Source organism: Calothrix sp. CBUCES-K 9914 (assembly GCF_059640475.1).
Window position 1 is genome coordinate 32,951 of record NZ_JBXXZH010000047.1, and the last position, 13,252, is coordinate 46,202.

The 13,252-nt window shown below is 38.0% G+C and carries 12 protein-coding genes; 1 reads left to right on the plus strand and 11 read right to left on the minus strand.

Features of this window, described 5'->3' with window-relative positions; genetic code table 11:
- Positions 1 to 17: 17 nt before the first annotated feature.
- The 3 genes from hpnJ to AC2JBO_RS13380 all read right to left on the minus strand — a co-directional run bounded on the left by hpnJ (position 18) and on the right by AC2JBO_RS13380 (position 4,453).
- Positions 18 to 1,463: a hopanoid biosynthesis associated radical SAM protein HpnJ gene (gene hpnJ, locus AC2JBO_RS13370; RefSeq protein ID WP_496954145.1), complete on the minus strand. Its 1,446-nt coding sequence runs from the start codon at positions 1,461 to 1,463 to the stop codon at positions 18 to 20.
- A 173-nt stretch (positions 1,464 to 1,636) separates the two neighbouring features.
- Positions 1,637 to 2,785, minus strand: a complete 1,149-nt coding sequence (gene hpnI / locus AC2JBO_RS13375) for a bacteriohopanetetrol glucosamine biosynthesis glycosyltransferase HpnI (RefSeq protein ID WP_496954146.1) — start codon at positions 2,783 to 2,785, stop codon at positions 1,637 to 1,639.
- A 24-nt stretch (positions 2,786 to 2,809) separates the two neighbouring features.
- A complete protein-coding gene (locus AC2JBO_RS13380; protein WP_496954147.1) occupies positions 2,810 to 4,453 on the minus strand; it encodes a B12-binding domain-containing radical SAM protein in 1,644 nt (547 codons plus the stop codon).
- A 205-nt stretch (positions 4,454 to 4,658) separates the two neighbouring features.
- Here AC2JBO_RS13380 and AC2JBO_RS13385 point away from each other — a divergent pair, with 205 nt between their 5' ends.
- Positions 4,659 to 6,275, plus strand: coding sequence for a cyclic peptide export ABC transporter (locus tag AC2JBO_RS13385; RefSeq protein WP_496954148.1), 1,617 nt, complete (start codon positions 4,659 to 4,661; stop codon positions 6,273 to 6,275).
- A 127-nt stretch (positions 6,276 to 6,402) separates the two neighbouring features.
- Here the strand turns inward: AC2JBO_RS13385 and AC2JBO_RS13390 are convergent, their stop codons facing one another.
- From AC2JBO_RS13390 to AC2JBO_RS13425, 8 genes are all read right to left on the minus strand, one after another.
- Positions 6,403 to 6,624, minus strand: a complete 222-nt coding sequence (locus AC2JBO_RS13390) for a type II toxin-antitoxin system HicA family toxin (protein WP_496954149.1) — start codon at positions 6,622 to 6,624, stop codon at positions 6,403 to 6,405.
- Positions 6,621 to 6,851 carry a type II toxin-antitoxin system HicB family antitoxin gene (locus tag AC2JBO_RS13395; RefSeq protein ID WP_496954150.1) on the minus strand — a complete coding sequence of 77 codons (231 nt, stop codon included), beginning with the start codon at positions 6,849 to 6,851 and terminating at the stop codon, positions 6,621 to 6,623. Before AC2JBO_RS13395 ends, AC2JBO_RS13390 begins: the two co-directional genes overlap by 4 nt.
- Before the next feature lie 290 nt (positions 6,852 to 7,141).
- A complete protein-coding gene (locus tag AC2JBO_RS13400; RefSeq protein WP_496954151.1) occupies positions 7,142 to 8,512 on the minus strand; it encodes a GlnX family signal transduction membrane protein in 1,371 nt (456 codons plus the stop codon).
- Positions 8,513 to 8,556: 44 nt separating this feature from the next.
- On the minus strand, positions 8,557 to 9,984 hold the full coding sequence (locus tag AC2JBO_RS13405) for a GlnX family signal transduction membrane protein (RefSeq protein WP_496954152.1): 1,428 nt from the start codon (positions 9,982 to 9,984) through the stop codon (positions 8,557 to 8,559).
- 25 nt (positions 9,985 to 10,009) lie between these two features.
- Complete coding sequence (locus AC2JBO_RS13410; RefSeq protein ID WP_496954153.1) at positions 10,010 to 10,807, minus strand: FHA domain-containing protein; 798 nt, start codon at positions 10,805 to 10,807, stop codon at positions 10,010 to 10,012.
- A 12-nt stretch (positions 10,808 to 10,819) separates the two neighbouring features.
- Positions 10,820 to 12,094: a vWA domain-containing protein gene (locus AC2JBO_RS13415; RefSeq protein WP_496954154.1), complete on the minus strand. Its 1,275-nt coding sequence runs from the start codon at positions 12,092 to 12,094 to the stop codon at positions 10,820 to 10,822.
- Between the two features lie 349 nt (positions 12,095 to 12,443).
- Positions 12,444 to 12,845, minus strand: coding sequence for a hypothetical protein (locus AC2JBO_RS13420; protein ID WP_496954155.1), 402 nt, complete (start codon positions 12,843 to 12,845; stop codon positions 12,444 to 12,446).
- Positions 12,846 to 13,042: 197 nt separating this feature from the next.
- On the minus strand, positions 13,043 to 13,252 hold a 210-nt coding region (locus AC2JBO_RS13425), incomplete at its 5' end, for a PP2C family protein-serine/threonine phosphatase (protein ID WP_496954156.1).

Consider the following 13,252-nt stretch of genomic DNA (forward strand, 5'->3'; position numbering starts at 1 on the left):
ACTGCACATCTGGGACTTTATGCTACTCGTGCATGTTCAGCAGCTTTTTGGTGTCTTTCTCTCAAATACGAGAAAAACTCTACACCTTCGCGGAGGCGCCGCACCATCATTTGACGGTCGGTAAGCATTTCGCGCACGATTGGTATAATCGCTTTGGGACGAAAATAGAATTGACGATACATCCTTTCAACTGCATCCTCTATTTCCGCACTTGAAAGCGTTGCATATTGTAAAGTAGAAGTTTGAATTCCTGACTCTGCTACTAAAGCTTGATTTGTAAACCAACCGTTAGTTTTTGCCTGTTCGTATAATTCTGTACCCGGATACGGCGCCGCGATGGATACTTGAATGGTGTGAGGACTTAATTCACAAGCAAAACGAATTGTTTCTTCTACTGTTTGTTTGTTCTCAATCGGTAAACCAATAATAAAAGTACCGTGAACTGTAATACCTAAATCATGACAGTTTTTCATGAACTGACGCGCGACTTCGAGCTTAACACCTTTTTTGATATTGTTGAGAATGTCTTGGTTTCCTGACTCAAACCCGACGAGTAACAAACGCAAACCATTATCACGCAATGTTTTTAAAGTGTCGTAATCTAAATTCGCACGCGCGTTACAACTCCAAGTCAAGTTAAGACGCTTCATGTGTTCGCTAATAGCTATCGCGCGATGTTTGTCAATGGTAAACGTATCATCATCAAACATGTACTCACGCACTTTATCCCCGAATATAGCTTTGGCTTCTTCCATATCACGACCAACCGCTTCGGGACTTTTGGTTCTATATAAATGACCACCTATCGTTTGCGGCCATAAACAGAAAGTACATTTTGCTGGACAACCGCGTCCTGTATAAAAAGAAATATACGGGTGCTGTAAATAACCAATAAAATATTTTGTTATATCTAAATCGCGCGCGTAAACTGGTAAAACACTGGGCATTGCATCCCAATCGTGAATCAATGGACGGTCTTGGTTGTGATGAATATTACCTAATTTATCGCGATAGCTGAGACCGAGAATTTCATCCCAAACTTTGCCAAGAGCTAATTCTTTACAGGTGTAATCAAATTCGTTGCGACAAACAAAGTCAATTACTGGGTGTTCTTCTAGTGTTTGCTGCGGTAATACAGCAACATGGGCACCGACAAATCCAACTTTGGCGCCAGGGTTTTTATCTTTAATTGCTTGCGCGCACTTAGCATCGTTTACCAATGAAGGTGTACTGGTATGCATTATGACCAATTCATAGTCAGCAGCAATTTTAAGAACATCTTCAACGGTTTGCCCGTGAGGAGGAGCATCTACAAGTTTACTACCCGGTATCATAGCTGCTGGCTGTGCTAACCATGTAGGATACCAAAAGGAAGTAATCTCACGCTTGGCTTGATAACGAGAGCCGGCGCCACCATCAAACCCATCGAACGAAGGAGGACTTAGCAGCAAAGTTTTCATCATATCTTTCTGATACCCGACTTCTTTAAGAATCTTGATAGAATTTTGTATGTGTTTTAACAAAGAGATGAAAATTTTAACTAAAATTTTGGATTTAGAGGATTTACGAACTAATTATTTGTTTGAAAGCCTCCAGAGCGGCAGAGGAAGAAGAATATATTGACAAATTAGGCATATTATGTATCTGTAATTGCAACTAATTTTCCATCTTTAGTAAGTTTGAATTCCTCTCGGCGCCATTTAGTTATGTTACTCAAAAAGCCACAGCACCAAACGATTAATCCAAACAAGTCAGACAGAGGAATTAACAACAAGTATTTTTTAGCTGTCTGGTCTTGAATACCAACAACTCCCACCATCCACGCCATAATAAACCGGGTTGTCCAAGTAATGCTAAATATTATCCAGCTAAAGATAGAGGCGCCAGTGGTTATCAATAATAGGGTGCTGATAACTGTACCATAAGTAAAAATCAGTCCTAAGTAGCCCCAAGGACGAGAAACTCGAATGCATTGTGCCCAACGAATTTTTTGCGAGATCGCATCGGCAAGACTACTTGCAGTCAGTTCATGTTCAACTACATAGTCAGAAAGCACAACTTTGTATCCAGCTTCAGCAGGTAAATAGCCAAGTTGAAAATCATCGGCAAGATAATCTGCTATTGCTTCAAATCCACCAATAGCTATTAGTGCTTCTTTACGGATGACAATTGTTTGCCCGAAGGCATAGTTTATAGTTTTTGCTAAATTATGGCTAACTAAAACACCAGCAGCAAACTCAGTGCTAGTACTAATAGCCGTAAGGATTGTTGTCCAATGATTTATAAGTGAACGGTAAAGACAGGTAATCACACCAACTTTTTGGTCTTGTAGTGGTTGGATTACTCGCTGCAAATAATCCTGTTCAACTCGGATATCACTATCAACAATAAATAATATTTCATGTTTTGCATTTTCCGAAGCGTTCGCGACATTACTCATCTTGAGATTTGTCCCAATAATACGCGGGCACACCACCAACTCAATATCAAGATGTAGAAAGTCCTGAATAATTTGCTTGACAGTGGGAATTGCTGGGTCATCTGAGTCACGTAAACCAAAGATAATCTGGTAGTCTGGGTAATCTTGTTGGCAAAACGAAGCTAAATTTTTGTAAGTGTTACGGTCTAATCCACAAACTGGTTTGATAATCGTAATTGGTGGGTGAAAGTCTGTATTAATTGGATACCGATTACGAAAAAAGCGAAACGCTGCATAAGTTGCGTAGCAGTTAAACCAAACTGATACCAAACAGAGGATTAACAGTAGTAAATTTATTGTATTCAAGTGACAATTTTGATTAATTTAATTCTATGATTCATGACGAATTTTTTGAGAGTAGAATGAAGCTGTTTCTTCACCTTTGCTGCATTCTGCTGCAAATTTAATTAGGTGATGTCCAACTAAACCTACATGAATTAAGCTTTTAATATCGCCCCTAGAAAAAGCTTTCCGTGCCATTTCCCAAAAGGTTTTACGGTAGTTTCCAAATACACCAACTTTTACCGATATATTACTTAGATAAGTTAAACCTTTGATAATATTTGCCCGTGATACGCGCGCAGAACTGTTTGGCACTTGAATACGGTTAGGATAAGTGTTTTGCATTTGGTAGGCAAAACGCTGATAAAGAAAATCTGGCTCATAGGTACTAGTAATACAATGGCGCCACATTTGGGTAACTTGTTCGTAAGGCATCAAAAACTCAACGTTAGAATCACGGGTTTCGTCGAATACAAGTCTTCCTTCTTTTTCCAGTCGGCGCCATAAAGGAGTGCGGGGTAAAGCGTGCAAAAGATTTATAGTTAGTGTGGGGATTTGAGAACGGTGAATGAAATTAAGAATCCGTGGTGCTGTATCTTCTGTATCTGTATCAAAACCGATAATTATACCAGAGACAACTTCCATTCCATAGCTGTTTAAGGTTTTTACCGCTTCATCTATTGGCATACTCAGATTATGCGTTTTAGAAATAGCCTCAAGTGCGCTAATTTCAGGAGTTTCAATCCCACAAAATACTGTAGTAAAATAAGCTTCGCGCATCAAAGAGAGTAATTTGGGACTCTGTGCTAAATTTAACGTTGCCTCACACGCAAACTCAACTGGATAACCATTTCGTTTTTGCCAGTCTATTAAATACGGTAATAATTCCATCGCTGCTCGACGATTACCAACAAAATTATCATCGACAAAGTATACCGCTCCAATGTTGCCATATTTGAGCATAGTGTCAAGCTCATTTACAACCTGTTCGGGAGTTTTCATCCGTGGATTATTTCCGTATAGTTCTGGTATATCGCAGAACTCACAATGATACGGACAACCACTAGAATACTGAATATTGGCAATGAAATATTGGTCGAGGTTGAGTAAATGATACGCTGGAGTGGGAAACTCAGTTAAAGGTAAACGTTCTTTTGTTTCAAAGCGTAGTTGCTGGGATGGGCGCCTGTTATTATTATCAATATATTCAATCAAGCGGTCGGTAGCATCACCCAATTCACCCAAACTCAAAATATCAAAATCAGGGTAATAATCAGGACATCCCGACACTGACGGACCACCAACAACAGTGATTTTACCTTCGCGATGTGCAAGTTCGTTGATTTGATTGATTTGCGTGCGTTGGATATGCATTCCGCTGACAATAACAACGTCTGCCCATTTATAATCTTTACGTGTTGCAGGTTTGATATTTTCATCAACAAACCTAACTTCCCATTGTTTCGGTAAGTATGAAGCAACAACTAATATACCTTGTGGAGGCATAAACGCACGTACCTTTCCCATCAACGGATAAGCATGATGAAAAGTGCCGAACGAACGGCTATACTTTGGAAAAACACAGAGAATACGACGGTGGTTAGTTGGAGTATAGCTCGTGTGCCTATAAGTAGAAGTATTTTGAGTAGTTGCTGTAATCGGGTTCTCTTGGGATTTCAGATTTACAGTCATAATAACTTGCCTGTAGTAGGTTATTTCTTGACACCCTTACATGAAACTGTCCTTTCGCTGATATTGTAGTAAGGCTGCTAAGTCTCATTTACAGTAACAGTTTAGAATGTTGCTCAAAGCTACAAACATAATCGCAAGCAAAAGTTACATAATATTCAAGGTTATTGGACATTTACTTTTCCTTTCCCCTTCCTCTAAAATCGAAATGAATCTAATTCTCTTTTTACTGCGTTCCGCATGGGGAATGGTAGCTATAGCAATATTTACCGGATTTATCAGTGGTGGTAGTAGTGCTACTCTTATTGCATTAATCAGTAGCGCAAGTACTCGCACTCCTGGTTCATCACTAACCCTGATAGCTTGGGTTTTTATCGGAGGAGCGATTATTTCGCTGATAACCAGCGTCATTTCACAGGTAATGCTGATTCGACTTTCGCAAAACGCTGTTTTTCAACTGCGGATGCGTTTAAGTACCCAAATTCTCAATTCGGAATTAAACCATCTCGAACGTTTAGGGAACGCGCGACTCTTAGCAACGCTTACCGAAGATATTCAAGCTGTCGCAAACGCAGTTTACATAATTCCATTTTTATGTATTGATTTGGCTATGGTTTTAGGTTGTCTTATATACATTACTTGGTTATCGTGGTTGGTAATCGTGATGGTAGTTATATTGGCAATAGTCGCGATTGGTAGCTGTCAGTGGTTGTTAAAGCAAGGGGAAAAGTATTTGGCGTTAGCTCGTGAAGATGAGGATATTTTATTTAATTATTTACGTACAATTACGGATGGAATTAAAGAACTAAAGCTACATTATCAGCGGCGCCAAAGTTTTATAGAAAAGCAGTTACAAACAGCAGCAGGAGCATTTAAGCGTCATAACACCCGTGGTCTAACTTTATTCGCAATGACAAATAGTTGGGGAAGGTTGATATTTTTCTTTGCTATTGGTTTTGTGTTATTCGCGCTTCCCAAGTTTCTCACCATTAACCCACAAACACTTGCTGGCTATATACTAACTTTTACATACCTGATGCTACCGATGGATAATATCGTTAGCAAGCTGCCTCAACTCGTAAGCGCAAGTATTGCACTACAAAAAATTGAATCACTAGGATTATCATTATCAAACCGTGCAGAAACTACAACTATTCCCCCTGATATTAAACTATCGTGGCGCCGTTTGGAACTGAACAAAGTAATTCACACATACCATACAGACAACGAAGACAGTAACTTTGTGCTTGGGCCAATAGACTTGGTATTACACCCCCAGGAACTAATATTTATTGTGGGTGGAAACGGAAGTGGCAAATCATCACTTTTAAAAATAATTACAGGGTTATATGCTCCCGAAACCGGAGAAATACGCTTAGATGGTGAATTAATAACAGACCAGAACCGTGAATGGTATCGTCAGCATTTTTCGGTTGTATTTGCAGACTTTTATTTATTCGACGAACTATTAGGGCTAGAAAATACGAACTTAAAGAATTTAGATAAACAAGCGCAAGAGTATTTAAAACTATTAAAACTCCAGCATAAAGTAAATATAGAAAACGGTAAATTTTCAACAACTGCCCTATCTCAAGGACAACGCAAGCGACTAGCATTACTCACAGCATATTTAGAAGACCGACCAATTTACCTATTCGATGAATGGGCAGCAGACCAAGACCCTACATTCAAAGAAGTGTTTTATAAAGAATTATTACCTTCTTTACGAGACAAAGGTAAAACAGTAATTGCCATTACTCATGATGACCGTTACTTTGGTGGCGCCGACCGAATTATCAAACTAGATTATGGTAAAATCACTTAAAAACTTAGAAGATATTTTGCAACGGATGCAACGGATAAGTTATTGGTTACAAACAAGAGTAGGGTAGTTTACATTTACGTTCCTCAATCCAAACTACGAATTTTCGTATCTTGCGTTCAGATAAAAATTACAGTAGATCAATAAATTCATCTACCGTTAAACCAACTTGTTTGATAATTGCTCGTAATGTACCTTTTGCTACCGTTGTATGGTTAGGAACAGTAACTTGGCTTGCTGATTTTTGACGTACCATTGTAATGTGACTACCACGTTGCCTATATACCACAAAGCCTATTTTCTCTAAAGCTTTAACACATTCTCCACCCGAAACTGTTGGCAACTTACTCATACAGCTACCACTTCTATATTATCTACTGGAACTGGTACACCTCGTTCCTGTAAAACTTCAATATGTAGTCCAATAGCCTCCTGAATATTCTCTAAAGCTTCTTCGCGAGTTTCACCCTGACTTATACAACCTGGTAAACTCGGTACTTCAGCTATAAAATAACCATCTTCATCGGTATATAAAAGTACTGTTCTTTTTTCTAAGGTTTTAGTCGATATATTAGCCATATCTAAGAATTATCTACATAATTGAACCTAACTATATATAATAAACCATTTTACCTACAGTAGTCTCAATACTACAAGGAATAGAATTGCATTCCCCCAACAAGAACGCGAGAGAGAGGGCTATACATGAAATAAACGCTTAAGAGTTTTAATACGGAAGCTTTATGTAATACCTACATTTAACTAAAAAGCTTCAACATAATGAGGATTCTTCGCTGCGCTCAGAATGACATACTATTTAATTGTAATGATACAATATTTAAACATTATCTAAGAAGAGAACAAGCTTGTTATTGGTATTCTATAAGGCGCTTACGAAGTCCATATAAAGCTAAGGTAGAAATCGTGAGAGTTGTACCAATAGCAATTATTTCAAGATTTTGAACATTCGCAAAACCTTTTTCGATGGCGCCATCAAATTGTTTAGTATTGATATCTAACACTTTTTGGTGTGCTGTTTTAAATTGTTCAAATGCCCAGTTGGATTCACCTTGACTAATGCCTGTACATAATTTAATTGCTTCAGCATATTTACCACTTGCGGCAAGTTGGCGAATTTGTTTGTCGATATCTAGATATCTATCTAAAGCGGTTATTGTTTCGACTGCGGCTTCACGTTCACCAGTAAATGTAGTATTCTTAAATTCATCAGCGAATAAGCCAGTGAAGCCATTTACTTGTTGCTTGCTAGCGAGTTTTGGTATAATTGTTTTGAAGGTTTCACCTGGTGGTAATGTGGCAATTTGGTTAATTTTTTCTCTGAATGCTTTTTCGTACTTGGCTGCATTAGCTCTATCAAGTAAAAAACGACTTTCATCACGATTGGCACTATAAGCAAGCGCACGTGCTTGTCGTAGTACATAAAGTGATTCAAATGCGTCTTCTTTTGCTACTTTCAAATTTGATACTGATGATTCTATACTGTAGATAGTATAAGTTATAAAAGCAAAAGATATAATAGTTGCGGCTAGTAACATTGGGTTTATAACACGTCGCATTCGACGATATAAAAATAACTGTGTTCCTAGCAAGACAACAAGCAGTGTAATACCTGTTATGACAATTAATATTTCTGATGCAGCACTAGCTATTTTTTGCTGTTCGTATGTTTGATTTAGTGTTTCAAGATTGACTTGATTTAATTTATCGGTATTCGGTTGAATTTGATTTTCGTTAATTTTAACGGCTTCGTAATAATATATCAGCAAAGCATTATTATCACCACGGGCATTTGCATCGCGCGCTTGTTGGATAACGAGCATATACTGAGTTAGCCCGTTCAACATATCTATTATAGGTTTGCGTTCTTTGTCACCATATGTAATATTCTCTGATGCTTTGACTATAAATTCTCCTAATCTTGTACGTCGATATTCAAAACCTTTATCAGCTTCGGGGTTTTGTCCTGGTTTTACAAGTAATTGGTTAACAGCATTAGTGCCCATATCAGCTAAACTATCTTTAATTTGCTGTGCTGTAATTACGCTGGGAGCAGCATCTTTTCCAACTGTTTTAATGGCATTGCGTTGTACTTGGGTGCCGGAAATAGTAGTGAGGGCTAAAATTAAGCTCGTACCCCATGTTAAATACAGTGTTGTTTTTAAAATTTGGGGTGTGTTAAGATTTCTTTTTCTTAGCAATGAAAAATATGTAGATGACATTAGTATATCCTAGATTTTATACTATATATTAATAGATTGGTAAGCTATATTTCATACTCGCGTAGGCGCCGACGTAATCCAAATAGCGTAAGAGTAGAAATACTTAAAGTGACAATAACAGTAATAGCTTCAAAATTTTGTATATTTTGAAAGCCTTGCTCAATTGATTTATCAAGAACTTTAATATTAATTTCTTGGGCTGTAACATGAGCTTTTTTAAACTCTTCAAATGCCCAGTTTGATTCACCCTTGTCTTTACCTGCATTTAATTTGACTGCTTCAATATGTTTCCCGCTTTGTTCTAGCTGTCGAATTTGCTTATCAATCTTTAAATAATCATTATACGTTGAAATAGTAGATGTTAGCGCTTCACGTTCGCCTGGAAAAGTAATATTATTAATGTCATTAGCAAATAATCCTGTGATACCTTCGACTTTTTTGCCAGCAATTAATGCTGCTTTAACATCATCCCAAGTTTTGCCAGCAGGTAATTTAAGAATTTGATTGACTTTATCAAAAAATGCTTGTTCATGCTTGAATGCGTTCTCTTTATCTAGTAAATAACGACTTTTATCCGCGTTTGCAGCATAAGCTAGTGCGCGCGCTTGACGTAATGCATGAAGCGAGTCAAAAGCATCTTCCTTTGCAACCGTTAAATTGTTAGATGATGCGACTATAGATTGTATAGTGTATCCAAGGAATATTAATGCGAGTACTGTAGCACCCAACAACATTGGATTAAAAACCCGTCGCATTCTTAGGTATAAAAACACTTGAGTAGCAACTAAAACTCCCAGCAAAAATGAGCTAGAAGTTAAAATCAAAAGTAGCGAACCTGTTGCTTTAAAAGCCTGTTGGCTGTATATGACATCTAGCTGCTGCATATTAACTTTATCGAGTTTATCCACCGCAGGTATTAATATATTATCTACAATTTGCGAGGCTTCGCGGTAAGCTAACAAAGCTCCATTTGAATCACCACGTGCATGAAAATCGCGCGCGCTTTGGACTTTCGCGATATAATCACCCAAATTTAATTGTAAAGTTTCAATAGGTTTGCTTTCAGCTTCTCCATAGCTAATATTTTTCGCAGCTATAATAATTCGTTCCGAAAACGCTTTACGACGTTCTTCATAACCATCAATAGCACTGCGTCGAAGTTTCTCATACTCTTGAGGCGCCCCAGCATAATTTGTAGGTGTGAGAAGTAACTCACTTGCTACGTAAGCATCCATACCTACCAAAGTATCTTTGATACGCTGTGCAGTAATAATACTGGGTATTGAGTCTTTACCAACACTTTGTATTGCTTGCCTTTGAGTTTGGGCGCCGAAAATAGTAGTTAAAGCTAACAAAAAACTGGTGCCCCAAGTAAAATATAGCGCTGCTTTTAAAAATTGCGGCGTCTTGAGGTTTCTATTTTTTAGTAACAAAATGTATTTAGATTGCGAAATAGCAGTATTAGAACTCATATATTGTAGTTTGTTGACTATAATCCTACACAAATCTAACTTTAATTCGAGTCCAGTGTCCTAAAGTAAACTCATCACCATCTTTAAGAACAGCATCAACCATTGGCGTTAATTCCACCGTATTAAGCACAGTCCCATTCGCAGAATCAATATCTCGCAAAGTAAAATTTCCATCGCTTTGACGATTTATTAACGCATGACGATGTGAAACTGCACTATCAAAATTGAGTGCTATCTCTGGATTAATACCGCGCGCAACACTTAGGCGCCCAATTAGGTTACTTTCTTTATCAAGTCGTAAAATAACTGGTGGTTGATTTGGAGGTTCTGGACTTTCAGAACTTCGTAACACTGGGTCAATGGTGATAGTAATTTCAAGAGAGTGCTGAGTGCTGAGTGCTGAGTGCTTAGTAGTAGGTGAGGAGTTAGAAGTAGAGACGTGATTAATCACGTCTCTACAGTTAGGAGTTGGGAGTGAGGACTCAGCACTCAGCACTTTATACTCAGCACTGTTTGTATACTCAGCACTGTTTGTATACTCAGCACTTTTTATTGGTACTTCTCCATGCGCTCCTGTGTTAAAGTTGTACCCGCAAATTTCGCAGAAGTGACCGCTATTTGGGTCGTGTGGAGCTGTACATGCAGGGCAAGTTATTGCATTTTTTATCAGCTTAGGTAAATTATCAAGTGAATTTATTGTATTTACCTGTTCGAGACTACCCTGAATTTTAGTGCCACACTCCGAACAATAATCAGCTTCAGTCGAAGCGTGACCTTTTGAACATTGATAAGTAGACATGTTAGTAGACATATTAATAGGCATAATCTAAACTCATTAAGATTTAGGAATGCGAGTTGTTTTGGTGGAACGGGTTTCAAGTGCCATTGTGTCCTCTTTCGCGACTTCGCGCTTGATTTTCACGGTTCCAGTTGCTGCATCTTCTATGTCAACAACTTTTTTAAGTAATCTAGCTGTTGCTTCGTTTCCTGACTCGTGGGCAAGTTTGACTGCTTTACCTAGTTTTGCTGTAGCAACTTCGTAATTTCCTTTATCGCGCGCTTCGAGTCCTTGTTGAATTGAGTCTGCAAGTTCGGCTTGTCCTGTATAGTGAGCGACCGTTCGGTCAATTTTGGTAGATTTAGCATCATCGTCTGTCCAAACAGCAATAATTCTAGCTTCGGCGACTTTTGTTTCAACACCATCAACTGTATATATTAGACTAGCCCGACCTGCGAGCATTTCATCACCAACATTACCTGGGTTTACTTGAATGCAAAAGTGATAATCGCGCGATTCGCTTTTACCCCAGGCGCCTGTAGGATAGTCATTAACTTGTGGTTTAACGAGTTTGGCGCGCGTTGTTAAGTCTACAATATCAGGACTTACTTGTTTACAATACATAATTTGTGCGCCACTCGGTGTCCAAAGACGTAGTGATACATCGCTAACATTCTTATTCATAGCCTTTGCTAAAATCGCTTGAAAGTCGGCTTCTATCATTTCTGGTTTAGCGATAATATCAGTAGTACCCAGTAATTTACCGGATATTTGCTGTAATTGTTTAACACGCCAATCAGTACCAACACCTCGACAATCACATTGAAACACACCTTCACAGGTACTTAGCACATTTTCCAATGCAACTTCGTCCGAGTCATCATTTTGACCGTCTGTAAGTAAAAGCGCTTGACGTAACCCGTTGGGCATTTTATCAAACTGTTTGCGTGCTTCAGCTAACCAACGCGAAATAACCGTACCACCACTGGCGCCTATTTTTTTAATCTCTCCTATCGCAAGCTGTTTATTATCACGTGTCGCTTTAGAAACAGGAAAAATCAAACTAGCAACGTTGGCACCAGTAACAATAAAAAATGAAGCATCTTCCGGTAGCAATTCGACAATTCTAATCATCGCCGCTTTCGCCGCACGAATCTTCTCACCACCCATTGAGCCAGAGGTATCACAAATTACACCAAATAGTTTACTAACACCTTGGTTACTTGAAACACCATCTCCCTCAACAGCAACAGTCATAATAGCGTGAACTTCCTTGGCGCCTTGCGCGAGGAACTGGTTTTGAAACACTTCAGCCTTAAATTGAGTACTCATAATATATATAGTTTGTGTGTACGTAGGTTGGGTGGAGCCTTTGCGGAACCCAACATTAATTTACTAAAATCCAAATTACTCCGATAAAGTAAAGTGAAGATTAACATCCTCCCTTACCACCCTTCTATGAACAAAAGCAAGCTTATTAAGTCCCATTAATTTCCATAATTGCTCCAATGACCATATATCATTTCTATTTTGAAGTATTTCAAATAATTGGTAATAATCATTTTCCTCATACTCATATTCATCATATTCAATATCACGAAAAATATTTTGATATATATTATTATCTTGACACCACCAATAAATATCAAAATCTTGAAAATGCAATGGGAAATTGAAAATATCAATTCTCAGTATTTTCTTTATTAGATTCTCTTAGTTCATACCATGTTTCAGGTGTTACTTTAATTTTCACTGAATGAGAAGATATACAACTAGGATATTCAGGTAGTTGTTCCAAGCTTAATTGTTGATTTTTGATATAAAAAAGAGCGTATTTAATAGCAGAATTTATTGTTACTCCAAAAGCTAATCCTAAAGCTTGGCGAAGCTCTCCTGCCATTTTTTCTTGAGACTCAGTGATTGTAATTGAAACTTGTTCGGGTTCTTCAAAATTATTAGATTGTTGCATTGCTTCCGCAATAGCTCTTTCAACATATGAATCATCTACTTTACTTGGGGTATATTGTTCTGGCAATGATGTTCCAGACTTTTGAAATTGTTCATTCTGACTTTCTAATGGCATAGTTCAATTACTCTTGATTCCTAATAGTGAACAAAATTATTGATACAAATCTTCACAATCTGGATATTTCCATATATATTTTTTGTCTTCGTATACAGCGAGTGACATTTCAGATAATCAAGTTTTTCTCCGCCTAAATAGCATAAAATTACTATAGTAAAATTTTATCAGCATCGGCACCAAATTCACTAATGTACTCAAAAAGAGAGTACAGCAACTGTAATATTGTCGTGTCCACCACACGCACGCGCGTAATCGACTAAACTACGTGCTATCATTCCAGTTTCGAGGTGTGAATATTGCTTGACAAGTATTTCCATTTGTGCTGGTTCGGGGGCGTAATTCCATAATCCATCGCTGCATAATAATAGATATCCATTTCCGGGAATTTTAAACTCTATTGGTGA